This window comes from Janthinobacterium sp. 35 (assembly GCF_002754575.1).
GTDB classification, from domain to species: Bacteria; Pseudomonadota; Gammaproteobacteria; order Burkholderiales; family Burkholderiaceae_D; genus Janthinobacterium; species Janthinobacterium tructae.
Genome location: NZ_PEFN01000001.1, coordinates 5968323 through 5994818 on the forward strand (window position 1 = coordinate 5968323; position 26496 = coordinate 5994818).

Genomic DNA, 26496 nt, shown 5'->3' on the forward strand with positions numbered 1-26496 from the left:
TGACGACCGGTAGCTATTTGGCGGGCCTTGCGTCCGCAGTCGAATTAACAGGTACGTCTTGTAGGGAGGATATATGGCGGCGGCCAATCCGCAATGCCGCTTTGGGCATTAGTTGATGCGCAGCAACAATCTCAACAGTAAACCAAAAGAACTACGATTCTTTTTTTCCCATTTGATGTCATATAAGAACGACCAGGAGGCGCCGGCACCAACGCCGCACGCTTGTCCGCGTCAAATTCCCCAGAGCGCCTCAAAAATACTCCTAAGTGACGGTTTAAAAACTTCATAGCAACTTTCGGGTCAAAGCATCTTTGATGTTTTGGAGCGATTGATGATGTGGACGCAAGAGAATCGAAACCGGCATCAGCAGGTGAGGACGGGACTCAAACGTGGCTATCCCACGGATGTGAAAGATGAAGAGTGGCGCTTGATCGCACCGCTGCTACCAAAGCAAGCGAAGACGGGAAGGCCTCGCAAGACGGATTTGCGTACGGTGATCAATGCGTTGCGTTACATGGTGCGGTCTGGATGCGAGTGGCGCATGCTGCCGAATGATTTCCCTCCGTATCAGACGGTCTATTACTGGTTTCGGCGGCTGATGCGGCGCATGCTGTTTCGTACCATCCATGACTTGGCGCTGATGCTGGATCGCTTGTGCAATGAGCGGGAGGTGCTGCCGAGTGCCGGTGTTGTCGATAGCCAGAGCGTGAAAGCGCCCGGCGCGCGAACGCGAGGTTATGACGCCAACAAGAAACTCAGCGGGCGCAAACGCCATATCGCAGTCGACACGGATGGTCGCTTGCTGGCGATGCACCTGACGCCAGCCGACATTGCCGACTCCACTGGCGCGCAGATGGTGCTCGATGGCTTGATCAAACGCTGGCCGTGGGTGAAGCATCTGTTTGGAGATGCGGCATACGACCGCAGACAGTTGATGGACAAGGCCGCGTTTCTCGACTTTACTGTGGAAGTCGTGCGGCGTTTGCAGGGGCAGCAAGGTTTCGCTGTTCAGCCAAGGCGCTGGGAGGTCGAGCGAACGTTCGCATGGCTGATGCGTTACCGGCGCCTGGTGCGCGACTACGAACAGCGCATTGACGTGTCGGAAAACATGATCTACCTGGCCATGGGATCGTTGCTGCTGCATCGACTAAATTTCCGCTAAGTTATTAAACCGTCTCTAAGGGGTCAGTTCGGATGACAGGGTTGCCCCCAACATACCCATAGGTATTGATACCACCTTCCAGCCCAATCGGGTCGCTCTGAATATACCTGCCAGTCTGCGGATCATAATCCCTGTAGTAATTGTAGTGCAATCCCGGTTCCTGGTCCTCATACTGCCCCGGCAACCGCAGGTTCGATGTGATCGTCGGTTTGTCAGCCGTCGCGGCCGGCGTGATAATGTGCGCCCGCCCGAACGGTTCGTAGCGCGCCGCCCACACCACGTTGCCCTGCTTGTCCGTCGCCTGGATCGGCGTGTCCAGGTGGTCGTGGTGATAGTAAGCGTATCTGTCTTGCCCGTTGCTGTCTTGCGTTTTCACGAACAACACGCCGGTGCCGAACATGGCGTCGGGGCGCGGTCCGTATTGCGTGGTGATCGCCGCGCCGCCGTTGGCGGTAACGCTCAGGTCGGCGTTGAGCGTGATGCTTTGGCTGGCCTCGGCGATCAGTCCCTCGTCCGCGTACAGGAAATGGGTGCGCCGGGCTTGCGCGAGGGCCGCGCCGTTTTTGTCGCGGTACTGCTCTTTCCAGATCCGCCTGCCAAGCGGATCGTAACCGTATCGGGCGACCAGTTGGGCGGCGCCATCTTTGACCTCCACCAACTGGTTACTGGCATTGTAGCCGTATCGGGTGAGCTTCGCGCCTTCCGTCTGCCTGCCCAGGTTGCCCGCCGCGTCGTATTCGTAGCAGACCACTCCCGGCGCGCCGCACGCGCCGCTGCCGCGCCGGGTCAGGCGGTTGTTGGCGTCGTAGAGCCACGCCCCGCTTTGTTTGGTGTGCGCGACGCGGTTGGCCACGGCGTCGAGCGTAAAACCCTCCGTGTCCGTGCCGAACACGCCGCCGCCATCCGTCGTCGCGACGGCGAGCCGGTCTTCCTTGTCGTACTGGTAGTCGTGGCTTTGGGTGGTACTGGTGTTGTTGGCCGTGTCGGTGCGGCTGCGGCTTTTCAGTTCCTGCACCTTGCCGTACTGGTGGCTCAGCTCCAGCACGCTCTGTTGCGCCGGCGACTTGACTTTGAAGGCCGCACCGTGATGCTGGCGTTGGCCACCCCGGCGACCAGGCGGCCGTCCTTGCCCACCGTGGCGATGTAGATGTCGGCCGCCTTGAACAGCAGATTGCCCTTGCCGCTCTGGCTCAGGTTGACGTATACGCCCAGCGCCTGGGCCGGCAGGTTGTCGCCGGCGATGTGGAGCTTGAATTCGTACACGCCCTCCGGCGTGAACGCCAGGTCGATCGCCCGGCTGGCGCCGACGGCCAACGTGCCGGCGGCCTGGCTGCCAATGCCGATCCAGCCGGGCGCGGCGCCGCCGTTCACCTTGCTCAAGCTGAACCGCAGGTTCAGCGCCTCCTGCAAGCCCTGGTTCTTCAGCGTGAACGATTCGACCTGGCTGCCGCCTTGCGCCAGGCCGGTTTCGATATACGCCGGCGTGCTCACCAGATACGGTTTCGCCTGCGACAGTTGGTAGTCCACCCTGACCTGGGCCAGCGGCGCGCCGGCGTGTTCGTCGCTGACGACGTTCAAGACCAGGCTGCCCGACGGCTGCGCGTCGTTGTCGGCGCTAAACTGCACCGGCACGTTCAGGCTCTGGCGCTCGGCCAGGCTGACCGGCGCCGGCAGTTGCACGCTGACGCCCGCCGGCAATTGCCCGGACGGCTGGCTGGCCGCGTCCAGCGTGAAGCGCAGCCGCGGGTGAGGACGTCGGTGGCCATGCCGACCACCAGCGCGCCCTCGCCGGCAACCCAATTCTGCCCGCCGCGTAGCGGCTGAACAGTTACGAAATACCTTTTACTTTCCGAAACGATGCGCCAACCAGGAAATAATCAACACAATGCATAGCATGGCGCCAGCAAATACTGCTCCACAATCAAGTGCGTCCTTGATACTTTGGTATGCCAAACCAAGACCAGCGATACCAAGCAAATAAATATGTTGTTTCTTCATATATGCCTTCAGCGCCGACATTCGCAAAAATTGGAAGAATCGGAAGGATCATTAATGTGTTTGCCGGCTTCCTTAGCTCCTTGGAAAATACCTTGCGTGATAAGCGCATTCTTAATTTTGTCTTTGTGATCGTTGATGCGGTTTTCAACTTTCTGAGCTCGATTCGCCGTGCGCACCCGGCCAGCTTGCTCTGACAAATTTTTGATTGCACCACTATACTGCCACGTGGTCTTTCCCCACGTTAAGCCAACCAGGCCCTGCAGCGCCAACACCACCAGAAACGACGACATCCCACCAATCGTAATTACTCGGCAGTGTCGATGTGCAGCTTGTACCCATTGCTACTTACGTAGCAAGTGGCGCACGCTCCCACATGCATGCTATTTCCCAAACTTTTCGGCAAGCCCCCGCAATATAAGTAGATATAAAATTGCGAAGCCAAACGCTGGCAGCTCGTTAACAGTCGCTCTCAACCATTCCTGTCCAAAGGCAAGCGGAGCGAGTCCAATAACGTAAATTAGTAACTTTCGCATTGCAGGTCCAATCATCGTTTACATGAACAATCATCGCCATTCACATATTTTCCAATCGCCTTGTAGCCTTGCCAGGCGCCTTGTGCAATTAACGCACCCGCAATTTCACCACGATGAGTTTGTATACGTCTTGCAATTTTTCCTGCACGATTAGCCGTGCGTGCTCGCCCCAATTGTTCCGACAAATTTCTAAGCGCGCCACCGGACTGCATCGTGGTCTTACCAACGCCAAGCCAACCAGGTGCCAGTCCACCAGCCGCTGCCGACCATGCAACATCCCACCAGTCATAATTACTCGGATCGAAGACATCACATCCATTTTGGTAATTTTTGTAGCCTTGCATTCCGATTTCAAAAGCAGCACCAATTCCCGCGCCAACAATACCAACTTCTCCAGTCGGATCGGTGTACATCAGTGGATTAGCGTTTGCGTAAAGGTATGTGTTCGGCCCGCCTTCGAGACCATTCGGATCAGACTGGATATATCTTCCCGTTTGCGGATCATAATCCCTGTAGTAATTGTAGTGTAATCCCGTTTCCTGGTCTTCGTACTGCCCCGGCAACCGCAGGTTCGATGTGATCGTCGGTTTGTCCACCGTGGCGGCCGGCGTGACGATGTGCGCCCGCCCAAACGGCTCGTAGCGCGCCGCCCACACCACGTTGCCCTGCTTGTCCGTCGCCTGGATCGGCGTGTCCAGGTGGTCGTGGTGGTAGTAAGCGTACCGGGCTTGCCCGTTGCTGTCTTGCGTTTTCACGAACAACATGCCGGTGCCGAACATGGCGTCGGGGCGCGGTCCGTATTGCGTGGTGATCGCCGCGCCGCCGTTGGCGGTAACGCTCTGGTCGGCGTTGAGCGTGATGCTTTGGCTGGCCTCGGCGATCAATCCTTCGTCCGCATACAGGAAGTAGGTGCGCCGGGCTTGGGCGAGGATCGCGCCGTTTTTGTCGCGGTACTGCTCTTTCCAGATCCGCCTGCCAAGCGGGTCGTAGCCGTATCTAGCGACCAGTTGGGCGCCATCTTTGACTTCCACCAACTGGTTACTGGCGTTGTAGCCGTATCGGGTGAGCTTCGCGCCTTCCGTCTGCCTGCCCAGGTTGCCCGCCGCGTCGTATTCGTAACACACCACCCCCACCGCGCCGCACGCGCCGTTGCCGCGCCGGGTCAGGCGGTTGTTGGCGTCGTAGAGCCACGCCCCGTTCTGTTTGGTGTGCGCGACGCGGTTGGCCACGGCGTCCAGCGTAAAACCCTCCGTGTCCGTGCCGAACAGGCCGCCGCCATCCGTCGTCGCGACGGCGAGCCGGTCTTCCTTGTCGTACTGGTAGTCGTGGCTTTGGGTGGTGCTGGTGTTGTTGGCCGTGTCGGTGCGGCTGCGCTTTTTCAGTTCCTGCACCTTGCCGTACTGGTGGCTCAGCTCCAGCACGCTCTGTTGCGCCGGCGACTTGACTTTGAAGGTCTCCAGCTTCAGCAGGCCGTCGTATGTTTTTTCCTGCGCGCCGCCGCCGGGCAGCGCGGTTTGCTCGGCGGCGGTCCATTTGTAGCGGTTGACGCTGATCGCGCCCTCGCCCGGAATAGTGACGGAGGCGAGCATGCCGTGCGGGCTGTAGCCATACGCTATCTGCGTGCCGTCGGGCCAGGCAAGTTGCATCTTCTTGCCGGCGGCGCTGTAGGCGTAGCCGTAACCCAGGGTGTGGCCGCCGGGGTAGGTGACGGTTTCGCCGGTTTTGCGGTTGGCGTCGTCGAAGGTGGCGCGGGCGCCGCTGGTTTTGTTCGCGACGTGGTCGGTATCGCTCCAGGCGGCCAGGTTGTCGTTGGCGTCCAGGGTCAGGGTGCTGCTGCGCAGCAAGGTGCCGTCCGCCTTGTATTGCCTGATTTCGACCAGGCGGTTGGCCGCGTCGTAAGTGGCGCTCAACTTATTCCCGAGCGGATCGATTTTTTCGATCACGTTGCCGGCGGCGTCGTAGTCGAAGCGCGTGCTTTGGCCCAGCGGCAGCGTCTGCTTGACGACCCGGTCGTTGCGGTCGTAGTCAAAGCGGTGGACGTTCCCTTTGGCGTCGCTTACTTGCAGCAGGTTGCCGCGCGCGTCGTACTCGTAGCTGGTCTTGCCGGCCAGGGCATCGACGTGTTCGGTCTGCTGGCCAAACGCGTTGTAGCCGCGCGTGCGGCTGTGGCCGTTGGCGTCCAGTTCGCTTATGACCTGGCCGCGCTTGTCGTAGCCGACGCTGCTGGTGAGGGTTTCCTGGCCTTGGGCATTGCTGTTTTTCAGGCTTTCGCTGGTCTGGCGCTCGCGCCGGTCGAACCGGGTTTGCCGGGTGAAGGTGGGGTAGCTCACCTCGGTGGCTTGATTCAGGCTGCCAAGTTGGCCTGCGGCGCTGCCATCGGCGACCTGGTAGCCGAACCGGGTCGCATTGTTCAACGCGTCGGTTTGCTTTGTCAGCGCCAGGAAGTTGTCGTACTCGGCCAGCGTGGTTCTGCCGTCTTCGTCGGTTTCGGAGACCGCCAGGCCCTGGCCGTTGTATTGCACCTCGTACACCCCACCCACCGCGTTGCTGCTTTGCCAACGCCGGTTCATCGCGTCGTAGGCGGCCCGCACTGTCTTGGCGCGGGCGTCCGTGAACACAATCAAATTGCCCACCTTGTCGTACTCGTAGCTGCGGCTACGGCCCAGGGCATCGCTGACCTTGCTCAAGTTACCGCCCGCGTCGACCTCATAACGTGTGGCGTTGCCGCGCGGGTCGGTCGTGCCCACCAGATTGCCGGCATGGTCGTAGCGGTACTGGCGCACGTTCGCTTCGGGGTCGGTGGTTTTTTTGAGCTGGCCGAGGGCGTCGTACTCAAGCAACCAGACCGCGTCCAGGGTCAGCGTGCCGTTCGCCTCCGTGCGCCCCCGGCTGGTGACCGAGGTGATTTGTCCGAGGCTGTTGCGGGTGTAGTCGGTGACGCGCGCGTCCGCGCTTCCGGCCGCTTCGGTCTTCTTCGCCAGCCTGCCTTTGTCGTCGTACTGGTAGCGGGTCTTGACGCCCAGTTCGTCGACTTCCTCGGTCAAGCCCAGGTGCTGCGCGGAATAGCTGCGCTTCTCGCCGGCGCCGTCCGGGTGGACGATCTCGACCGCCTGGTCGAATTCGTTGCTGCTCACGCGCGTCGTGAAGCCGCGCGCGTTGGTGACGATGCGGCTGCGCGCCGCCGTGTCGTAGCGCACCTCCGCCTCGGTACGCCCGTTGACGATCGTGCGCACCAACTTGCCTACGCGGTTGTGGGCATAGTCTTCCACGCGGCGCCCCGCCGCCGTTTCCGGGCCGGTGATCTTGCTGCCAAACTGTTTGTTGGTGTCGTCGTAGTCGAACTCGTAGTCCGTCACCGCGCCGTCGGGCGCCGTGCGCCGCTTGACCGTGTCACCGCTGTAGCCCAGCTGTTCTGTGCGCCCCTCGGCATCCGTGATGGCGACGATGCGGTTGCCCGCATCGTAGTCGTACTTGCTGGCGTTGCCGCGCGCGTCGGTGACCCGCACCAGGCGGTTGTGGGCGTCGTATGCGTATTTGACCGAGCGTCCCGGGTCGCCGGCGCCGACCCCGTAGTCCCGCACTTCGGTGACCAGTTCGCCGGTGTAGTGCAGGCTGTACAGCACGTGGCCGTTGGCGTCGGCCACGCCGCGCAGCACGCCGCCGAGGTCGCGCAGCATCCAGACCCTGTTGTCGTTCTGGTCGCCCCAGGCCACCACCTGCCCCTGGGTGTTGTAGTCGATCCAGGCGCCGCCCCGGTCGATCCAGCGGAAGCCCTTGGCGTTGTCCACCGGCGCCAGCGCAATGGCGCCCGTCGCCAGGGCGGCGTATTGCGCGGCCGCGCTCGCGCCAGGCAGCTGGCGCACGCCGCGTTTTTCCAGGATGGTGCGGTTGCTGAAGGCGAAGCGCCCCGCTTCGCCCAGGTACAACTCGTTGGCCTTGCGGATGGCTTCCGCGTCGCGCGCGCCGGCGCCGCCGCTGCCCGCGCACAGCGCGGCGTAGTCGACGCTGACGTGCTGCGGCGGCGGGTAGTCGCCGTCGCCCTCGCCCATCACGCGGTTGAACGGCGTGGTGCGTATCGGCACCATGGGGCCGGCCTGGGGCACGCCGCCAATCACCACGCTGCCAGTCGACGGCTGCCAGTCGTCGTCCACCCACACCCAGCAACCGCCGCCGTTTCCGCCCGACGACGCCGTCGACGCGCCGGACGTGCCGCCGGTGGTGTTGGCGCTCTGGCTGCCGGTGAGGTTTTTCCACGACTGCGACAGGCTTTCCCAGTGCGGGTTGAATTTCCATTCCTGCCCGTCCCAGTGGCGCGTCCAGCGCACCGCGCCCGCCGTGCTCGCCACGCGCAGGTCATCGACCGCCACGTTGGCGTAGCCGTTGGGCAGCGTTATCCGCAGGCCGTTGCGGGAGTCCTCGGCATGCGCTGTCGGCCATGCCAGCAGGGCCAACAGCGCCAACGTCAAAAATGAGACTAGTGGCTTGTTCATCGCTTGCTCATCCTTCGCAGCTGGTTCCGCCCTTGGGCACGTATTGGCATTTTTTGCCTTTCATCTTGATTGGCGTGGAATGTCCGCCAGGACCGCTGACGCCGCCAGCACCACCGTCGCCGCCACCGCAACTGCCGGAATATCCGTTGCCGTAGGTCCATAAGGCGCTGGAGCCGCCGCTCGACGTGGCGCCGTTGGCGCACACGTAACTGCAGCTCACCCTGGTGCTGTAGGAATGGCCGCCGCAGCCGCCGCCACCGGAGGCGTTGGCGCCGCTGGCCGCGGCGTCCGGCGATTGCAGCGCGATCACCCGGTACGGGATGGTGACGCGCTGCTTGGCCCCCAGCACCGGCGGCACCTCGACCAGGAATTCGAAGCGGAACATGGCGTCGCTCGCCGGCAGCACTTGCGTCACGTTGTCGGCGCGAACCAGGCCGTAGTTGGTCAGCGTCAGTTCGCCGAAATACACGTCGCCGGCGCGCATCCTGGGCAGGTTGACGCTGGCCGGCTCCAGCAGCACCACCGCCGCCGGCACGTCGGTCTCGAAGGTGGTGTTGAGGTTGATCTCGTAGCGGTCTTCGATGGCGATTTCGCGTACCGTCCACTCCACCGTGATCAAGTTATAGTTGAGGAACACCGGCTGGTTGGATGTGATGCCCGGCTTCACCTGCAGGCGGCCCCCGGCCTCTTGGTGGTTGGCCGCCCTGGCGCGGAATTGATAGCGGCCGGCGGGCAGGTTCTGGAACAGCGCCTCACCCGCGGCGTCGGTCGACAGCTCCCGCGTGATGGTCGGCATGTCTTCGTTCTGCACTGTGATGCTGGCGTTGGCCAGCCCGGCGACCAGGCGGCCGTCCTTGCCCACCGTGGCGGTGTAGATGTCGGCCGCCTTGAACAGCAGATTGCCCTTGCCGCTCTGGCTCAGGCTGACGTACACGCCCAGCGCCTGGGCCGGCAGGTTGTCGCCGGCGATGTGGAGCTTGAATTCGTACACGCCCTCCGGCGTGCCCGCCGGCGGCGTGAACGCCAGGTCGATCGCCCGGCTGGCGCCGACGGCCAGCGTGCCGGCGGCCTGGCTGCCAATGCTGATCCAGCCGGGCGCGGCGCCGCCGTCCGCCTTGCTCAAGCTGAACCGCAGGTTCAGCGCCTCCTGCAAGCCCTGGTTCTTCAGCGTGAACGATTCGACCTGGCTGCCGCCTTGCGCCAGGCCGGTTTCGAGATACGCCGGCGTGCTCACCAGATACGGTTTCGCCTGCGACAGTTGGTAGTCCACCCTGACCTGGGCCAGCGGCGCGCCGGCGTGTTCGTCGCTGACGACGTTCAAGACCAGGCTGCCCGACGGCTGCGCGTCGTTGTCGGCGCTAAACTGCACCGGCACGTTCAGGCTCTGGCGCTCGGCCAGGCTGACCGGCGCCGGCAGTTGCACGCTGACGCCCGCCGGCAATTGGCCGGTCGGCTGGCTGGCCGCGTCCAGCGTGAAGCGCAGCCGGCTCGCCGTCGTGCCCGGCCCGGCCTTGGCGACGAAAGGAATCGGGAACGGATAGTTCCTCGGCACGTCGAGCCGGTACGGCGTCGGGCCGACCGTCACGCGGTGGATGGTGAAAGCCTTTTGCTCGGGCCGGTCGGTGATGTCGGGGTGCACTGCGCTGACCTTGTACAGGCCGGCGTCGGTGAGGGTCGGTTTGAAGCTGTAGGAAAAAGCGCCCGCGGCGTCGGTGAGCACGCTGAAGCTGCGTTCGTAGCCCTGCTGGTTGAGGACCAGTTTCAGGCGCGTATTGGGCAGCGCCGCGTTGCCGGCGCGTTCCAGCGCGCGTCCGCGGATGAGCACGTCCTGGTCGCCGAAGGAGCTCAGCGGCGCGACGTCGCTGACCTCGCCGACGTAGGCGGTGTCGAGCAGCGAAATCGATTTCTCCGAGCCGCGCCCGGCGATCTGCAGCTCGTCGTCCTGGCCCGTGTGGTAGCGCAATTTGTCGACCTCGAGCTTGACGCGGATGCGGTTGGGGCTGGAAGCCGGCACGTTCAGCGTGAACAGTTCGGAAACATAGCTCGCCCCGGCCGCGATGCGCGCCACGGTCAGGCCGTTGCTCAACGTAACGACGTTGGCGCCGCCGGCCTGGACGTAGGGTTGGGTGGCCAGCACGTTGCCGTCGGCGTCCAGGATCTTGAAGCGCAACTCCGACGACGGCGCCTTGCCGTTGCCGGTGGCGACGAGCAATTCCACGTCGACTTCGCTGGTGTTCTCGATGGTCAGCTTCAGCTTGCCGGCGCCGCCGCGGGTGAAGGCGTCGGTGGCCATGCCGACCACCAGCGCGCCCTCGCCCACCGCCACCGTCTGCGGCCGGGCGATTTTGACCAGCTCGCCCTCGTTGGGCGCGATCTCGACACCAACCTGGGCCTCGGGCGCCGCCGGCAGGCCGGCGTAGCCGGCCACCACCACGGGCACCAGCAGCGTCTGGTTGGCGGCCAACGCGAACGCGGCCGACTTGTGCTCCTTGAATTCGCTGGCGTCCGGGTTCACCGGCAGGCGCACCACCACACGCACGCCGTCGAGCGCGCTGGCCGAGGTGTTGGCCACCTGCACCTGCAGCCGGTTCATCACGCCGCGCCGCAGCGGCAGGCCGGCGGCGATCTGCGCCGCCACGTTCGGCAGCAGCACGTTGCGCGGCATTTCCACGCCGTTGGCGTCGACCGACGCCACGCTGTAGCGCCGCTCGCCGCCCGTATAGCCGGTGTCGACCAGGGTGGTGGCGCCGGTCGGCGCGGCGCTCAGTTTGGTCCTGCCGGCGTCCGGGCCGACGTAGACCTGGTAGGACACCACGTTACCGTTCGGCGCCGCCCAGCTCAGTACGGGCAGCCCGTTGCCGATCTGCTCGACCTTCAGATTACGCACCGGCAGTAGGCTGGGGTTCAGATAGCTCGAATTCGAGATCGCCGACTCGTTGCCGGCCGCGTCGACCGACGTCACCACGTACGCGCCCGCCGACGGCTGCGGATTGGTGTCGTAGGTGAACGGCGTCTTGACGCCGCTCTTCAACGGACTCAGCCCCGCAACGCCGGTGATGGCGCTGCCGCCGGCGCGGTACAGATTATAGGAATCCACCGTGCTCGCAAGCGGCGGTTGCCAACTGGCGTAAATACCCCGCCCGGTCAGTTGCAGCGCCAGGTTCTGCGGCGCGCCCGGCGCGGTGGCGCTGGCGAGCACGTCGACCGGCGCGCTTTGCCCCGACACCGACTCCTGGCCGTTGGCCTGCCGCACGGCGGCGACGGCATAACGGTAGGCGCCGTCTTGCGCGGTCTGGTCGGTGTAGTCGGCGCCGCCGGCGCGCTGCAGCGCCTGCAAGCCGCCCTGGCCCGGCGCCTGGCGGAACAGCTGGTAACTGGTGGCCTCGTCCACCGCCTGCCAGGCCAGCCTGACCTTGCCCGCGGCCTGCGCCTTGGCCGTCAAACCGAACGGCACATTGGCCGGCGGCAGCGTGCCCTGGTAGACCTGGAAGCGGTTGGCTGCCGCCACCCTGGTCGAGACGTTCATTAAATCGTCCTGCGCCTGGAAGCTGAAACTGAGCGACTCGGGGCCGCCCAGGCCGGCGTCGCCGGGCAGCACGAAGCTGCCCTGGTAGGTGTTCGGATTGAGCTGCGTCAGCGCGGCCAGCACCACCGGGGTGCGCAGCGGCCCGGAAAGCGCATATTTGACCTGGGGCGCGGCCGCCGGCGCCTTGCTGAAGCTGAACGTGGCTTGCACGGTGCGCGCGCTGTCGTTCTGGATCGGCGTGGCCGGGCTCAAGACGATGCCGGACAGGTCCGGGCCGGCGGTGTCGATTTTCAGCGTGGCACCGGCGCCGATATCGGTGCCGCGGTTGCCGACCGCGTCGCGCGCCGAAAACAGCGCGTTGGCGACGCCGGACGGCGTGTTGGCGTCGACCAGGAAGCGGCCGGCGTAGGTGTTCTCGCCGCGCTGGGTCAACTCGACCGGGATCGGCGCGCCGCCCTGCGGCACGATCGACAGGAACAGGCTGGCGAGCATGGGCTCGCTGACGGTGACGGTCAGGTCGACCGCGCCCTGGCCGATGCGCCCGCTGGCAGCGTCGTACTTGCCCGCCGGCGCGTACAGAATCGACGTCGCCTTGGGCGGCGTCGAGTCGGCGCGCGCCAGTACGCTGTTCGACAGCGCGCTCAGGGTGCCCTGCGGGTTCACCGAGGCGACCCGGTAATAATAGCTGCCGTCGGCCGCCGGCAGGTCTTCGAAGCTGCGCTCGGCCAACGGACTGGCGTTCAGCCTGACGGCCTGCGCCGCCGTGCCGAAGGCCGTGGCGGAGCGGTACACGACGCTGCCCAGCGAAGCCTGGTCCGTCGACGGCGTCCAGTTCAGGCGCACCTTCCCTTGCGCCTGCGAGATCGCGGTCAGCGCAACCGGGCCGGCCGGCTTCGAGCTGTCGAGGGTGACCTGTACCGCCGCGCTGGCCGGGCTCAGCCCGCGATTGTTCCTCACCTGGATGGCGACCTGGTTGGCGCCCTCGGCCAGCGTCAGCGTCGAGCTGAAAGCTTGACCGGCGACCGCGAACCAAGCGCCCTGCCCGACGCCGTTCAACAACAATTGCGCCTCGGCACCCAGCGCCGTCGTGCCGCTGACGGCAAGCGACGCTTGATTGGTTTTGAAATTGCTTGCCGGCGCGGTCAACGTGGGGGCGGCCGGCGCAGGCAGATTGATCACCACCGCGACCTGGGCGGATGATGTATTGCCAAGCATGTCCTTGGCGTTGATCGTCAGGACGTAGTTTCCGTTGGCGTATTGCAGCGGATCAAGCGTCAGTTGGTAGTTTCCGCCACCCATGTTCGGGACGCCGATTGCCTGGCCCGACAAATTCGCCGTCACTGACTGCACGCCGCCGGCATCGGTCACGGTAAAGTTCAACTGGCTGCTCTGCTGCAATGCCAGTGTTGCGCCAATCGGGACACCGGCCGATACGATCGGACCGAGCGCGGGGCCGGTGACGTCGGCGCCCAGCGTCACTACTTTGGTCGCTTCGGTATAGCCGCCCATGCCGGTGGCGCGCAACACGACGTTGAACGTACCGGCCTGGCTGAACCGGACGGTCGGGCTGGCTACGCTACTGGTACGGCCATCGCCAAAGTTCCATGCGTACGACGTGGCCGTCCCGCTGCTCGTATTCTGGAACGTCACGTCAAGCGGCGCTTCGCCGGAGCTGACGCTGGGGGTGAAATCCGCCGTCGGCGGCGGCAACACCAGCGCAAGCGAAAATGTCGCACTAGCGATGTTTGCGCCGCTCGGATCCATCACGATGGTGTAACTGCCCGTGGCCGGCAGCGTCAGCGCGCCCATAGAATAGGAAGAAGCGCAATTGTAGCTTGGTGCGCTCAAGGCGCTGCCGTCGGGATTGAGCAGCGAGAACGTCGCGCAGGAGACCGTGTAGGAAATTCCACCGGCGTTCAGACTGATGCGCTGCCCGGAAGTGCCACTGAACGTGAGGCGGGCGTTCTGTCCCGGCGCCGTCGTCGTCAGCGTCACCGGAGCGCCCCCGACGGTGATGCTGCCGCTCGCATCCGGCGGCACCGTGTAAAGCGAAAACGTTGCACTACCGGTGTTCGCGTCGCTCGGATCCATCACGATGGTGTAACTGCCCGTGGCCGGCAGCGTCAGCACACCGATAAAATAAGAGGAACTGCAACTGGTATTGGGGGCACTCAGGTTGCTGCCATCGGGGTTGACCACGGAGAACCTCGGGCAGGGGAGCGAAGGGGAAATGGCACTGGCATTGACGCTAATGCGCTGTCCGGCCGTGCCGCTGAACGTGAGGCGGACATCCTGCCCCGGCACGGTCGTCGTGAACGTCACAGGGGCGCCCCCGACGGTGATGCTGCCGCTCGCATCCGGCGGCACCGCATAAAGCGAAAATGTCGCGCTAGCGATGTTTGCGCCGCTCGGATCCATCACGATGGTGTAGCTGCCCGTGACCGGCAGCGTCAGCACACCGATAAAATAAGAGGAACTGCAACTGGTATTGGGGGCACTCAGGTTGCTGCCATCGGGGTTGACCACGGAAAACCTCGGGCAGGGGAGCGAAGGGGAAATGGCACTGGCATTGACGCTAATGCGCTGTCCGGCCGTGCCGCTGAACGTGAGGCGGACATCCTGCCCCGGCACGGTCGTCGTGAACGTCACAGGAGCGCCCCCGACGGTGATGCTGCCGCTCGCATCCGGCGGCACCGCATAAAGCGAAAACGTTGCACTACCGGTGTTTGCGCCGCTCGGATCCATCACGATGGTGTAACTGCCCGTGGCCGGCAGCGTCAGCACACCGATAAAATGAGAGGAACTGCAACTGGTATTGGGGGCACTCAGGTTGCTGCCATCGGGGTTGACCACGGAGAACCTCGTGCAGGTGAGCGAAGGGGAAATGGCACTGGCATTGACGCTAATGCGCTGTCCGGCCGTGCCGTTGAATGTGAGGCGGACATCCTGCCCCGGCACGGTCGTCGTGAACGTCACCGGAGCGCCCCCGAAGGTGATGCTGCCGTCCGCAGCCGGCGGCACCGCATAAAGCGAAAACGTTGCACTACCGGTGTTTGCGCCGCTCGGATCCATCACGATGGTGTAACTGCCCGTGGCCGGCAGCGTCAGCACACCGATAAAATGAGAGGAACTGCAACTGGTATTGGGGGCACTCAGGTTGCTGCCATCGGGGTTGACCACGGAGAACCTCGTGCAGGTGAGCGAAGGGGAAATGGCACTGGCATTGACGCTAATGCGCTGTCCGGCCGTGCCGCTGAATGTGAGGCGGACATCCTGCCCCGGCACGGTCGTCGTGAACGTCACCGGAGCGCCCCCGACGGTGATGCTGCCGTCCGCAGCCGGCGGCACCGCATAAAGCGAAAACGTTACACTACCGGTGTTTGCGCCGCTCGGATCCATCACGATGGTGTAACTGCCCGTGGCCGGCAGCGTCAGCACACCGATAAAATGAGAGGAACTGCAACTGGTATTGGGGGCACTCAGGTTGCTGCCATCGGGGTTGACCACGGAGAACCTCGTGCAGGTGAGCGAAGGGGAAATGGCACTGGCATTGACGCTAATGCGCTGTCCGGCCGTGCCGTTGAATGTGAGGCGGGCGTTCTGCTCCGCTAGCGTAGTCGTCACCGTAACTGCCGGTCCGTCAATCGCAATGGCGGCAGTCGCGTCAGGAGGGCTGGCCATGGCGGCAGGCGCTGAAACGATAAAATAGCTGAAGAAGAATACTGCCAGCAATCTAACGATAGTGATAAGCGATGGAAAACTCTGCATATCCTAGCCTCTATTTTTTCAATTCATTGTCGGACAATAAATAGCCAAGACAAACCATCCCACGCAAACGGTAGTTATCAACAAAGATGTCGCGTCAAGTCATGCGGCTTGCGTTAGTGCTTCTGGCTGACTCCGCTCCGAATTCAGCCAAACCTCCTCCTTCAATTACCAGTCCCGAGTCACGCCGGACCATCGCTCTGGACGCCGCTGTTTCGCGGCCTCGTAGACGTGCTCTCGGTGCCGCAGGATCGCGGCATCTCGGCCATCGTGGCGCTGTGCCGGCGCCACGAATTTCGGACCGCTGTGTTTGTGCTGGTGGTTGTACCACTGCACGAATTTCAGTATCCATTCGCGCGCCTCATCGATGCTGCCGAACGGCTTGTCCGGGTAGTTCGGCCGGTATTTACACGTCCGGAACAAGGACTCTGCGTAAGCATTGTCGTTGCTCACCCGCGGCCGGCTGAACGACGGCGCCACGCCCAGTTGCTTCAGCATGGCGAGCATGGTTGAGCCCTTCATGGCGCTGCCATTGTCCGAGTGGAGCACCAGCGGTCGGCCCGCCAGCCCTTCAGCCAGGCTGGTGCGGCGCATCAGGAGCGAGGCCAGTTCCGCCGATTCGGCCACGTGGACCTCATGACCGACGATTTCCGGCTAAAGATATCGAGCACCATATACCAGTAATAGTATTGGCCCTTCACGGCGGCCGGCATCGACGTAATATCCCAACTCCAGACTTGGTTCGGGCCGGTGGCGCAGTGGCTGGTCAAGACACGACTGGCGGGCTTCTTCGCCCGGCCCAGGTGATGCTGCTGAGATGCCGCTTTCAACACACGATAGAAGCTCGATTCCGAGGCGATGTACACGCCCCGGTCGGCCAGTGCCGGCACGATTTGGCTTGGCGGCAGGCAGCCGAATTCCTCGCTGTTGGCAACGGCCAGTATCTGCGCACGCTCTTCCTCGTTCAACTTATTGGCCGGCTCAGGGCGCGGACTGATCGTGCGGCTTGTCGGCGGCCACCGCTTCGTCGCCATCGCGCACCCAGCGCTGGAGCGTACGCAGGCTCATTTCCAGCTCCTTGCACGCTGGCGCAAGACGGCTTCCGGCATCCACCGCCTCACGGACTAGTTCAATACATTTCAGGCGATCCGGGACGCTGGTCAGTCTTCCTCTTTGTCCCCCCAGATCGCCTGGGCTTTTTTTCGCAGGATCAGCAGCACGGCCGCTTCAGCCAGCGCTTTCCCCTTGCGACTCAAGTCTTTCTCCAATTCGCGGATGCGCTTCTTGTCTTCCTTGGCCTGCTTCTGCTGCTCGCGCGTGAGCGGCACCAAGCTGGCATTGGCCGACATGCAGGCCGCTTTCCACGCGGCGATTTGCTCGACGTACAGTCCCTTGCGGCGGCAATATTCCGCCAACGCGGCTGCGTTCAGCGCCGCCGTTTCCAGCACCACCGCGAACTTGTCTTCCGAGGTCCATTCCTCAGCATTTTTCCCACTACCTGGCACCGGCGTTCCTTGATTACGAAGTTGACGGCGCCAAGTATAAAGGGGTTGCTCCGTGATTCCACTCTCCCGGGCCAACTCCGACACCGGCTTGTTTTGGGGCGGCATCATCTGCCGCAGTAGCGCTTCTCTTCGTTCTGCTGGATACTTGTTCACACGACTCTCTTGCCCGCCCCCGATACGTTTTTACTCATCAGGTGACGCGACAACTATTCTGACACCGGGGAAAAAACAGACTTCAAAATTAAAATTGAAACCTGTCGATATTTTTTATTGCTTTCCATAATCATATATGGACATTTCAATTGCGCAATAATACTTTCCATGTGGATTGATTCAGCGCAAAAGTCACGGCCGAAACGCGGCCGTTCCTTCCCGCAGTGGCGGCTCAACCGCACCGTGTACGACGCGTTGGTGCGGGAAGGCGAAGCTCTGCATCCCGAAACCGCACAGTCGCCGGGCCAGCGCGGCCGCGGCAAACAATCGATCGCGGCCAACCTTCTGCGCCGCTTCCGCTTGCACGCCGACGCCGTCCTGCGCTTCATCAGCGACCCGGCCGTGCCCTCACCAACAACGTTGGCGAGCGCGCCGTGCGCATTCCCAAGGTCAAACAGAAGGTGCGACACGAAGTCGCTTACAGAAGTTATTCCTACTTCAACAGGAAGGAAGCATTTGCGTCACCGAATGAATCTAGGTGTTGCACTGTCTGACGTGATAGCCCAGCCAATTTCGCTAGACGTTGCTGCGTTAACCCGACGGCCAACCGGCGAGCACTAACTGCTTTTCCGACCTCGTAGATGTCCATGAACTGCTTTCTGTAAATGTATAAAATATTGTGACTGTTCAGCCGCTACGCGGCGATCTGGATAGGATTGCCATTGAAGGCCCGAAGCAGAACCTCGAGCATGCCAAGGCCTTGTTTGCGTAGCGTGTCGAGACATGAGCGGATGACGCAGAAGTCCCCCTGTATCAAACTGTTGTTAGACAACTTCATCGCTCTAATTAAGGAAGTTGACACACATAGATTCTAAAATGACAATAGCAGCTGAACAGCCAGATGTTGGCCCGGGTGGTTGTCGCCGTGGCGCGCCGCCGCAAATTCACCACCAGCTACATGCAGCGCATCGTGCGCGAGGCCGACGCCTACACCGCGCCTGGCGCCATCGGCGCGCTGCTGCACCGGGAAGGCCTGTACAGCTCGCATCTGAGCAAGTGGCGCCTGGAGGTCGCGGCCAGCGACGCAGCCACCGCGCCGAACAAGGGCGCAGCCCCAAACCGGACGCCGCCAAAGCGGTCGACCGGCGCGTTGCCAGCCTGGAACTGGCTAACGAGAAACTGCGCAAAAAGCTCGAGCGGGCCGAGCAGATCATCGACGTCCAAAAAAAACTTTGCGAACTTCTGGGCTTGCCCACGGCCGGGGAAGCGCCGTGATGAGTGCCGCCGCCGGCCTCGTGGCGCTGCACGGCGCGCTCGCCGTGTGACGCAGCCTGGGGCTGCCCCGCGCCAGCTATTACCGTGCGCAGCCGCCGCGTGCGCCGCTGCACACGGTGCGTCGGCCGCGCCGCTCGCCGCTCGCCCTGAGCGCACTCGAACGCCAGGGCGTGCTCGACGTGCTGCACTCGCCCGAGTACGCAGACGTGGCGCCGCACACGGCGTACGCGATGCTGCTCGACGCCGGCATATTCCCGGCGTCCGCCTCGACCTTCTACCGCATCCTGCGCACCCACAGCGGCACGCGAGGGCGGCGCAACGAACTGGCGCATCCGGCCTATGTGCGCCCGGAGTTGCTGGCGATGCGGCGTGCGAGGTGTGGTCGTGGGATATCACCAAGATCAAGGGGCCGGTCAAGTCCGCGCATTTCCACCTCTACGTCATCCTCGATATTGATAGCCGTTACGTGGTCGGCTGGATGATCGCCGACTGCGAATCGGACGCGCTCCAAGCTGGTCGCCGACCTGCTGGTCGACCTGGGCGTCGTCAAGAGCCACAGCCGGCCCTACACCTCCGACGACACCCCCTACTCGGAAGCGCAGTTCAAGACGATGAAGTACCGGCCCGACTTCCCGGAGCGGTTCCAGTCGCTGGCCGACGCGCGCGCCTTCTGCCAGACGTTCTTTACCTGGTATAACTACGAGCACAGGCATTCAGGCATCGGTTATATGACGCCGGCGGCCATGCACACCGGCGTGGCGCCGATCATTTACAAACAACGCGAACAGGTGTTGGAAAGCGCCTTCTCGCAGCATCCGAATCGATTCAAAAACCGCCGCCCCCAGCCGCCGGCGCTGCCGACCGAAGCCGGGATTCGTATGCCAAAACCAGGTTCTTTGGAGAATAAACAAGCCAAAATTGCTCCCTAAACTACTCGCAAAAATGGTCTCAAATAGTTTGACACGCTCCGAAGTCGCCCACCTTGTCGATGTCGAAATGGGCGATCTTCCTGCCATCGCGATACGCTTCGCAGTTGACGACGGCGGCGTGGGTACTCAGGTTCATGGTGATTTTCGGGCTACGATGTCGGGCCGTCAGTATAGCGGAACGAAACTGTCACTCTGTTAAGTTAAGTAATCCTCAGGAAATTATTGTGAATTTATGACGAACAGAACCGGATGCTCTGCAAGGCGCCCGCTGCGACGCAGTGCGAGCACTGCTAGCAGCGGGCAACACCGCAGAGCGCCGGTTATGGAAGTCAGAAGTCACAATAATTTATTGGGGGTTACTTAGCCACCGTCGCCCGCAACGAAGCTTAAAACAGGCCGAACAGCGATTTTTTCGGCGCCGTGCAGGCCGCGGTAACGGGCGCCTCGATTTCCTGCTTGGCCGCCGGATCCGTCACATCGAACAGCATCTGCTTGCACTTGTTTTCACCCAGGAAGTGGAATTCCACCTGATATTTCTTGCCCGCTTCCGGCGTCAGCTGCAACGTCAGCGGGCCGCAGGAACCGGCACGCAAGCCGTGTTCGGCCGGCCAGTCGGCGTAAGCCTGCACCCAGACCGGTGCACCCGCCGTCAGCGTCTTCTCCACTTCCGGCAGCACGCCCGTCATGCGCCGCGAACGCTCGACCATCTTCGAGATAAACGGCAACAATTTTTCGCGCAAGGTCGTGGCGTCATACACCTTGCCCGCCGGCGTGAAGTCCTTGCACTCTTCCGCGCTGCCACTGGTGCCGTAGTCCACCACCATCTGCTCGCCCGACGATATCAGGCTCAGTTTCGCAACCGTGGGCACGGCGGCCGCTTCCGCGACGACAGGCTGCGCCACCGGGGTTTCCACCGCCTGCTTCGCCACGACTTCGTCACCCGCCTCGGCCGCCCAGGCACTCACGCTGGCGGCAGCCAGCAAGACACTCAATACACCACGCACACTATCTTTACGCACAAGAAATCCAGATTCAAAGTAGGTTTCATCGAAACATTAGTTAATTCAACACAACCAATATTGCCATAAAAGATAATATATTAAATATTTCCATATGGCAATTTTATCTCGTGCGGTTTGCCAGCGCGCGAGCGCACGCCGTCGATGGCGCGGCAGGCATCCATGTCCGTCATCTTGTTGACGGCATCGGCAGATTCGGCAAAGTTATCCTGGCAGCCCGGATATCGCTGGCGCCCAGGCATCATGGGGCGAAGACCGGACCTTGAGAAATAGCGGTATTATCCATTCAATATCACCCCAATTTGACATCCGCCATCGCATGCATTCATCCTCTGTCCCGGGCACCGAAGGGTATGCCGAAGATGCCGAGCAGCTCATTGCCCGGTATGAAAACGTAATCGCTGCGAATAAATACCAGGTCGTGCGCCATTTGCTGCCTGGACGGGCAGGCGCCGTGCTCGACATCGGGGCCGGGACAGGCACCGACTCGGCGTGGCTTGCCAGCCTGGGGCACAAGGTGGTGGCAGTTGAGCCCGTCGTCGCGTTCCGCGAGGCGGGCATGAAGACCCACGCGTCGTCCGATATCGAGTGGCTGGACGATAGCCTGCCCGCGCTTGCCGCGACAGGCGCACGTGAGGCCAGGTTCGACCTGGTTGTACTCGCCGCCGTCTGGATGCATCTTGCAGCGGAAGAAAGAAGCAAGGCGATGGGAAATATCAGCAAGCTGCTCAAACCGGGCGCGTTGCTCGTCATGTCACTCAGGCATGGTCCCGCCCAGGCGAACCGGCGCATCTTTGAGGTCTCGGCCCATGAAACGATCACCCTTGCGGCACGCCACCATCTCAAGGTCGTTTTGAGTGCGCAGGCGCCGTCCGTTCAGCAGCAGAATCGCCAGGCGGGAGTCAGTTGGTCCTGGCTGGTTTTTTCAGCGATGAGAGATGCCGCAGCAGGCTAGCCCGTCGACATGACCGCATTCAGCGCGCGCCGCAACTCCTTCAGCCGGGGCGGCTTGCCCAGCACGCAGTCGACGTGTTCGGGATAGTCGCTGTCGGCGGCCAGGCGCTGGCCCCAGCCCGTGAGCATGATGATGGGCGTGGCCGGCGAGCACTGGCGCACCGCGCTGGCCACCTTGCGCCCGTCCACGTGGGGCATGCCCAGGTCCGTGATGACCACCGCAAACTGTTCGTGCCGCTCGTATGCGGCCTGGAAGCAGTCGATGCCGGCCTGGCCGCCATCGGCGGACACCACGTCGTGGCCATCGATTTCCAGGATGTCGCGCAGTGACTTGAGCACCATCGGGTCGTCGTCCACCACCAGGATGCGCAGGCGCGGCGGCACGGCGTGGGCCGCGTCGGGCGCGCTCTCCCCCTCGCCTGCCGCGCAGGCGGGGAAATCCAGGCGCACCGCCGTGCCCTGTCCCGGCGCCGTGACGATGTCGATGCTGGCGCCATGGCGCTCCATCATGCCGTACACCATGGCCAGGCCCAGGCCCGTGCCCCGCTCGCCCTTGGTGGTAAAAAATGGCTCCAGGCAGCGGCGGCGCGTGTTCTCGTCCATGCCGATGCCCGTGTCAACCACCTCGATGCGCACCTGCCGCGCCTCTCCCGCTGCGCCGGTGCAGCTGGTGCGCACGCTCAGAGTGCCGCCGTCCGGCATGGCGTCGACGGCGTTGAAGACCAGGTTGGTCAGCGCTTCGCGGATTTCCCCCACGCTGCCGGGCAGCATGGGCAGAGCGTCCGCCAGCTGCGTGCGCAGGACGATGACGATGCCGCGCTGCTGCGGCATGTCGCTCCAGCGCGCGCGCGTCAGGTCCAGCACCTGCTGCACCACCAGGTTGGCGTCGATGGGCGACAGCGCCAGCTGCGGTTCGCGCTGGCGGTAGAATTCGCGCATGCGCGCCACGGTGGCGGCCACGTCGTCGATGGCGCGCTCGATCACTTCCAGGCAATGCCGGCCCTGCGGACTGAGATTGGTTTCCGTCTCCAGCAAGGACTCTGTGTACAGCGCCACGGGGGAAATGGCGTTGTTGATGTCGTGTGCGATGCCGCTGGCCATCTGCCCCAGCGCGCGCAGGCGTTCCTGCTGCATCACCGACTGCTGCGTCTGGCGTAAGTCGTCATACGCGCACTGCAGCGCGCCGTAGAGCTGTGCCTGGTTGGCGGCCAGCGCCACATGCTCGCTCAGCTGGCTGAGGAATTCGCATTCGCCGCTGGTAAAGCTGTGCGCGGCGCGGCGCGCCACGATCAGGATGCCGAACACCGTGTTTTCAGCCAGCAGGGGCGCCATGACGAGAGCGCGCAGCCCCCCTTGCGCCAGCCGCTGCGGAAACGGAAACGCCACCTCGGCGATGTCGGCTTCATACACGAGCTTGCCGCGCACGCAACTCGACAAGCCATTCTCGTCAATGGGGATGTGTGCCTGCTCGCCCATCATGAACGACTGCGCCAGCGCCTCGCTGCGCACGCCCACGCACGTCACCTGCAGCGCGTGCTGCGACGGTTGGTACAGGCAGATGCAGCTGAAATCGATGGGCAGCTGGTCTTCCAGGCTGCGCACCACGACCTGGAAGATGCTGCGCAAGTCCTGCCGCTCGCCGATCGAGCGCGTGATCTGCTGCAGCAGGTTCAGGCGCTCGAGCTGCTCATGTACCTTGCGCTCGGCCAGCTGGCGCTCGGTGATCTGCGTTTCCAGGGCGGCATTCGTGTGCGCCAGCTCGTCGCGCGAGACGGTGGTGCGGCGCAGCTTTTCCGTCATGCCGTCGAAGGCGCGCGCCAGTTCGCCGATTTCATTTTTCGTGTACACGCCGAGCGCAAAATCGAGCTTGCCGGCGCCGACGATCAGGGTCCCCTGGCGCAGCTTTTCCAGCGGTCCCGTGACGCTGGTCATGGTGAAGTAGATCAGGCCAGCCACGAGGGCGATGATCATGCCGCCAAACAGCATCACGGCCACGTTGGCCCGCTGCTGCGCCTCGAGCACACCTTGCCGGCTCAATTCCGACAGCCGCATCGCGTCCGAGATCATGCCCTGCACCCTGCCCATGATCTGGCCGGACAGGCGCGACTCCAGTTCGCCCAGCACCTCGCGCCGCTGCGGGTCCTGTCCCAGCTCGCGGTGATTTGCCACAAACAGCTCGAACAACCCGCCCACGCCGGCCAGGTCGCCCTGCAATTGGCGCAGCAGCGTGCGCTCCTCGCCGCTGCTGAAGGCGGGCGTGGCCAGCAGGCCCGTGCCCAGCGATTCGCTGCGCAGCTGCCACTGGGCACGCGTGCGCGCGCCATGGTGCAGCGCATATTCGATCGACAGGTAGCGCAGTGACGTGACCGCTTGCAGGATATCGCCTGCAGCCTTGTTCTTCGCCAGTTCGCGCTGCATCGCCACGGTGGTGGAGAACAGCACGGCGACGATGATGGCCACCAGCAGCACGCAAAACAGTTCGGCCAGCTTGAAGCGCGTTACGATTTTCACGGTGGCTTTCTCAATGAATGACCGTCACGGCCGCAGGCGCCACGGCTTCCAGGCCGTCCAGGTACACGGCATCGAGGAAGTTCGGCATGTCGCCGCGTTCGGCCAGGCGGTTCTTGATGGCCCAGCGCGCCTCGTCTTCCAGCGCCAGCAACAAGCCCTGGTCGAGTACGATGCCAAACCGATAACCGCGCCAGGCCGCCTGCAGGCGCGCCGCCTCGCTGGCCGACACCGTGGTAAACAGGGCGCGCGCGGCGTCGGGTTCGTCGCGGCAAAAGCGCGCGCCGGCCAGCAGCGCGCGCAGCACCTTGCGCATCGTCGCCGGGTGGCTGCGCACAAAGTCGCCCGTACCGGCCACATTGAACAGGCCCGCATACACGTCCTCGCCATAGAAGATGGCCGCCTTGCCCGCGATGGCATGCGTCATGCCCGTCAGGAAGGGTTCCCAGCCGGCCGCCGCGTCGACCTCGCCGCGCGCCAGCGCAGCGGCCAGCTGGTCCGGCGCGTAGTTGCGCAAGGTGACTTCCGCGGGCAACAGCTTCTGGCGGTTCAGGAAAGCGTCCAGCGTGAACTGGCCGGAGGTGCCCAGGGTCACGCCGATGCGCTTGCCTTTCAGGCTGGCGGGCGTGGACACGCCGCGGTCCAGGCGTCCCACAATGCCGTGGTCGCGCTCGGCTTCGAAGATGCTGGCGATGACGACGACGGACTGGTTTTTCAGGCTGGCCAGCACCACGGGAATATCGGACACGGTGCCCAGCTCGGCCCTGCCCTGCAGCACGGCTTCCAGCGACGCCTTGCCCGACGAATACGCTTGCAGCCGCGCATCGATGCCCTCGTGCGCGAAATAACCGTGTGCGCGCGCGGCCAGCACGGGGCAGCTGCCCACGTATGCCGCATTCACGGCCAGGCGCAGCACTTCCACCGGGCCGGGCGGCGCAGCGGGACGGGCATTCAAGCGCCAGATGGCTGCGGCGGCCAGCGCCAGCAACAGCGCGATGGCCGCCAGCCAGAGCGCCCGCCGCACCGGCGCCGCCCCGTTCATGCGCTGCGCTGCGCCGTGGCCGACTCCAGCGCGCTGTTGATGGCCTCGGAAAACGCCTGCACGTCGAGCGGCTTGGTCAGATAGCGGTAATAGCCCGCCGCCAGTCCCTGGCGGATATCGCCCGGCCCGGCCACGGCCGTCAGGGCGATGACGGGAATATGCGCGGTGCGGGCATCGGCGCGCAGCAGCTGCATGACTTGCGTGCCGCTGATGTCGGGCAGGTCGCTGTCCATCAGTATCAGCTGCGGCAAGTGACGGCGCGCCAGCTCCAGGCCCGTTTGCCCGTCGCCGGCCGACAGCAGGTCGAGGTCGGGGCGAAAATGGATCAGGCCCGCCACCAGGGCCAGATTCAGGGGATTGTCTTCCACATACAGCAGCGTCTTGCGGTCAGGCAGCCGTACCGTTTCTGCGGGCCGGGCAATGGTGGACAGGCGCACACTTTCCTGCTGCAGCTGGCGCGCCGGGCAACTGGCGATATCGAGCCAGAAGGTGCTGCCGCGTCCTGGCGTGCTGGCCACGCCCAGCCTGGCCTGCATGGCTTCGGCCAGGCGCTTGCTGACCACCAGCCCCAGGCCCGTGCCCTCCTCGTCGCGCACATCGCGTCCCAGGCGGTTAAAGGGCTGGAACAGCGCGTCGAGCTGCGCGGCGCTCAGCCCGCCGCCCGTGTCGCGCACGGACAGGCGCAGCTGCCGTGCATCGACGGGCTGGCAATCGACGTGGATTTCGCCCTGTTCCCGGTTGTACTTGACGGCGTTCGACAGCAAGTTGAGCAGTACCTGCTTGAGGCGCGTACGGTCGGCCAGCACATGCAGGCCGACCGCTTCCACGAACGTCAGGGTGATGCCGCGCTTCTTCGCCAGCGGTTCCATCATTTGCCAGCATTCGTGGTAGATGCCGGCCAGGTCGACGGGCTCCATCGACAGCGACATATTGCCCGACTCGATCTTGGCGATATCGAGGATATCGTTGATCAAAGTCAACAGGTGCCGGCCAGCGCCGAAGATGTGCGAGGCAAAGATTTTCTTTTCCTGCGCCGTCGAGGGGATGGAATCGGACATCAGCATCTGCGAAAAGCCCAGGATGGCGTTGAGCGGCGTGCGCAACTCGTGGCTCATGCTGGACAGGAAATTGGTCTTTTCCTGGTTCGCCCGCTCGGCCACTTCGCGCGCCAGCTGCAAATCCTTGTTCATGGCGTCGAGTTCGTCCGTGTGCTGGCGCAGCAGCAGTTCCAGGCGCGCATTGGCGATGCGCAACTGGCGCGTTTCCAGCGCGCGCGCCAGTATCAGCAGGATGCCCGACACCTTGAACGGCTTGACCACATAGTCGAGCGCACCCGCCTGCATGGCCTGCACGGCCGAGGCGATCGTGCCTTCTCCCGTCATGATGATGCAGGCCAGGTCCGGATCGATCTTGCGCGCCGCTTCCACCACGGCGATGCCGTTGATGCCCGGCATCATCAGGTCGACCAGCAGCAGGTCGAACGATTCGACGGCCAGCAGGGCTAGCGCCGCCTCACCCGACGCGAGGCCCGTCGTGTCGTAGGCCTGCCCGCGCAAGGTGTCGCACAGCGCGCGCATGTGCGCCAGCTCGTCATCGACGATGAGGATACGCGGCGGCATTGATGAGCTGTTCATGCA

The 26496-nt window shown here is 63.6% G+C and carries 13 protein-coding genes and 2 pseudogenes; 3 read left to right on the forward strand and 12 right to left on the reverse strand.

Translation table 11 applies throughout. The features are described from left to right. The first annotated feature begins 334 nt into the window (after positions 1 to 334). On the forward strand, positions 335 to 1162 hold the full coding sequence (locus CLU93_RS26430) for an IS5 family transposase (RefSeq protein ID WP_099764615.1): 828 nt from the start codon (positions 335 to 337) through the stop codon (positions 1160 to 1162). Between the two features lie 4 nt (positions 1163 to 1166). On the opposite strand, the gene CLU93_RS28795 is transcribed toward CLU93_RS26430, so the two are convergent. The 8 genes and pseudogenes from CLU93_RS28795 to CLU93_RS28840 all read right to left on the reverse strand — a co-directional run bounded on the left by CLU93_RS28795 (position 1167) and on the right by CLU93_RS28840 (position 17781). Further along, positions 1167 to 2207: an RHS repeat-associated core domain-containing protein gene (locus tag CLU93_RS28795; protein WP_099764042.1), complete on the reverse strand. Its 1041-nt coding sequence runs from the start codon at positions 2205 to 2207 to the stop codon at positions 1167 to 1169. Then, the gene (locus CLU93_RS26440) at positions 2195 to 2842 is read right to left on the reverse strand and encodes a hypothetical protein (RefSeq protein WP_143451828.1); all 648 of its coding nucleotides are present in this window, start codon (positions 2840 to 2842) and stop codon (positions 2195 to 2197) included. Before CLU93_RS26440 ends, CLU93_RS28795 begins: the two co-directional genes overlap by 13 nt. Positions 2843 to 3004: 162 nt before the next feature. Next, entirely contained in the window at positions 3005 to 3160 is a 156-nt protein-coding gene (locus tag CLU93_RS28350) for a hypothetical protein (protein WP_180287957.1), read from the reverse strand. A gap of 8 nt (positions 3161 to 3168) precedes the next feature. Continuing rightward, on the reverse strand, positions 3169 to 3450 hold the full coding sequence (locus tag CLU93_RS27980; protein ID WP_143451829.1) for a hypothetical protein: 282 nt from the start codon (positions 3448 to 3450) through the stop codon (positions 3169 to 3171). Positions 3451 to 3704: 254 nt separating this feature from the next. Next, complete coding sequence (locus tag CLU93_RS26445; RefSeq protein WP_099764044.1) at positions 3705 to 8183, reverse strand: RHS repeat domain-containing protein; 4479 nt, start codon at positions 8181 to 8183, stop codon at positions 3705 to 3707. 7 nt (positions 8184 to 8190) lie between these two features. After that, on the reverse strand, positions 8191 to 15477 hold the full coding sequence (locus CLU93_RS26450) for a PKD domain-containing protein (protein WP_099764045.1): 7287 nt from the start codon (positions 15475 to 15477) through the stop codon (positions 8191 to 8193). Positions 15478 to 15576: 99 nt separating this feature from the next. After that, positions 15577 to 17132: pseudogene (locus CLU93_RS26455) on the reverse strand (IS3 family transposase). A gap of 493 nt (positions 17133 to 17625) precedes the next feature. Continuing rightward, the gene (locus CLU93_RS28840) at positions 17626 to 17781 is read right to left on the reverse strand and encodes a helix-turn-helix domain-containing protein (RefSeq protein ID WP_143451830.1); all 156 of its coding nucleotides are present in this window, start codon (positions 17779 to 17781) and stop codon (positions 17626 to 17628) included. Positions 17782 to 18033: 252 nt separating this feature from the next. Here CLU93_RS28840 and CLU93_RS28845 point away from each other — a divergent pair. Beyond that, a pseudogene (locus CLU93_RS28845) lies at positions 18034 to 19336 on the forward strand (integrase core domain-containing protein). 386 nt (positions 19337 to 19722) lie between these two features. Here CLU93_RS28845 and CLU93_RS26475 read toward each other — a convergent pair. After that, positions 19723 to 20355, reverse strand: coding sequence for a hypothetical protein (locus CLU93_RS26475; protein ID WP_143451831.1), 633 nt, complete (start codon positions 20353 to 20355; stop codon positions 19723 to 19725). Positions 20356 to 20674: 319 nt separating this feature from the next. On the opposite strand from CLU93_RS26475, the gene CLU93_RS26480 reads away from it, so the two are divergent. Beyond that, complete coding sequence (locus CLU93_RS26480; protein WP_099764048.1) at positions 20675 to 21310, forward strand: class I SAM-dependent methyltransferase; 636 nt, start codon at positions 20675 to 20677, stop codon at positions 21308 to 21310. Here the strand turns inward: CLU93_RS26480 and CLU93_RS26485 are convergent. From CLU93_RS26485 to CLU93_RS26495, 3 genes are read right to left on the reverse strand one after another with little or no spacing between them, the layout of a single operon-like run. After that, positions 21307 to 23820 carry an ATP-binding protein gene (locus tag CLU93_RS26485; protein ID WP_099764049.1) on the reverse strand — a complete coding sequence of 838 codons (2514 nt, stop codon included), beginning with the start codon at positions 23818 to 23820 and terminating at the stop codon, positions 21307 to 21309. The genes CLU93_RS26480 and CLU93_RS26485 overlap by 4 nt on opposite strands. Before the next feature lie 10 nt (positions 23821 to 23830). Beyond that, a complete protein-coding gene (locus tag CLU93_RS26490) occupies positions 23831 to 24859 on the reverse strand; it encodes an ABC transporter substrate-binding protein (RefSeq protein WP_099764050.1) in 1029 nt (342 codons plus the stop codon). Beyond that, positions 24856 to 26493, reverse strand: a complete 1638-nt coding sequence (locus tag CLU93_RS26495) for a response regulator (protein WP_257225106.1) — start codon at positions 26491 to 26493, stop codon at positions 24856 to 24858. The genes CLU93_RS26490 and CLU93_RS26495 overlap by 4 nt, the downstream gene beginning before the upstream one ends. Positions 26494 to 26496: the final 3 nt, after the last annotated feature.

Bases quoted from the DNA above. Each gene is read 5' to 3' on its own strand.
- CLU93_RS26430 (WP_099764615.1), top strand. From the start codon at position 335: ATGTGGACGCAAGAGAATCGAAACCGGCATCAGCAGGTGAGGACGGGA.
- CLU93_RS28350 (WP_180287957.1), bottom strand. From the start codon at position 3,160: ATGAAGAAACAACATATTTATTTGCTTGGTATCGCTGGTCTTGGTTTG.
- CLU93_RS27980 (WP_143451829.1), bottom strand. From the start codon at position 3,450: ATGTCGTCGTTTCTGGTGGTGTTGGCGCTGCAGGGCCTGGTTGGCTTA.
- CLU93_RS26445 (WP_099764044.1), bottom strand. From the start codon at position 8,183: ATGAACAAGCCACTAGTCTCATTTTTGACGTTGGCGCTGTTGGCCCTG.
- CLU93_RS26450 (WP_099764045.1), bottom strand. From the start codon at position 15,477: ATGCAGAGTTTTCCATCGCTTATCACTATCGTTAGATTGCTGGCAGTA.
- CLU93_RS28840 (WP_143451830.1), bottom strand. From the start codon at position 17,781: ATGGACATCTACGAGGTCGGAAAAGCAGTTAGTGCTCGCCGGTTGGCC.
- CLU93_RS26480 (WP_099764048.1), top strand. From the start codon at position 20,675: ATGCATTCATCCTCTGTCCCGGGCACCGAAGGGTATGCCGAAGATGCC.
- CLU93_RS26490 (WP_099764050.1), bottom strand. From the start codon at position 24,859: ATGAACGGGGCGGCGCCGGTGCGGCGGGCGCTCTGGCTGGCGGCCATC.
- CLU93_RS26495 (WP_257225106.1), bottom strand. From the start codon at position 26,493: ATGAACAGCTCATCAATGCCGCCGCGTATCCTCATCGTCGATGACGAG.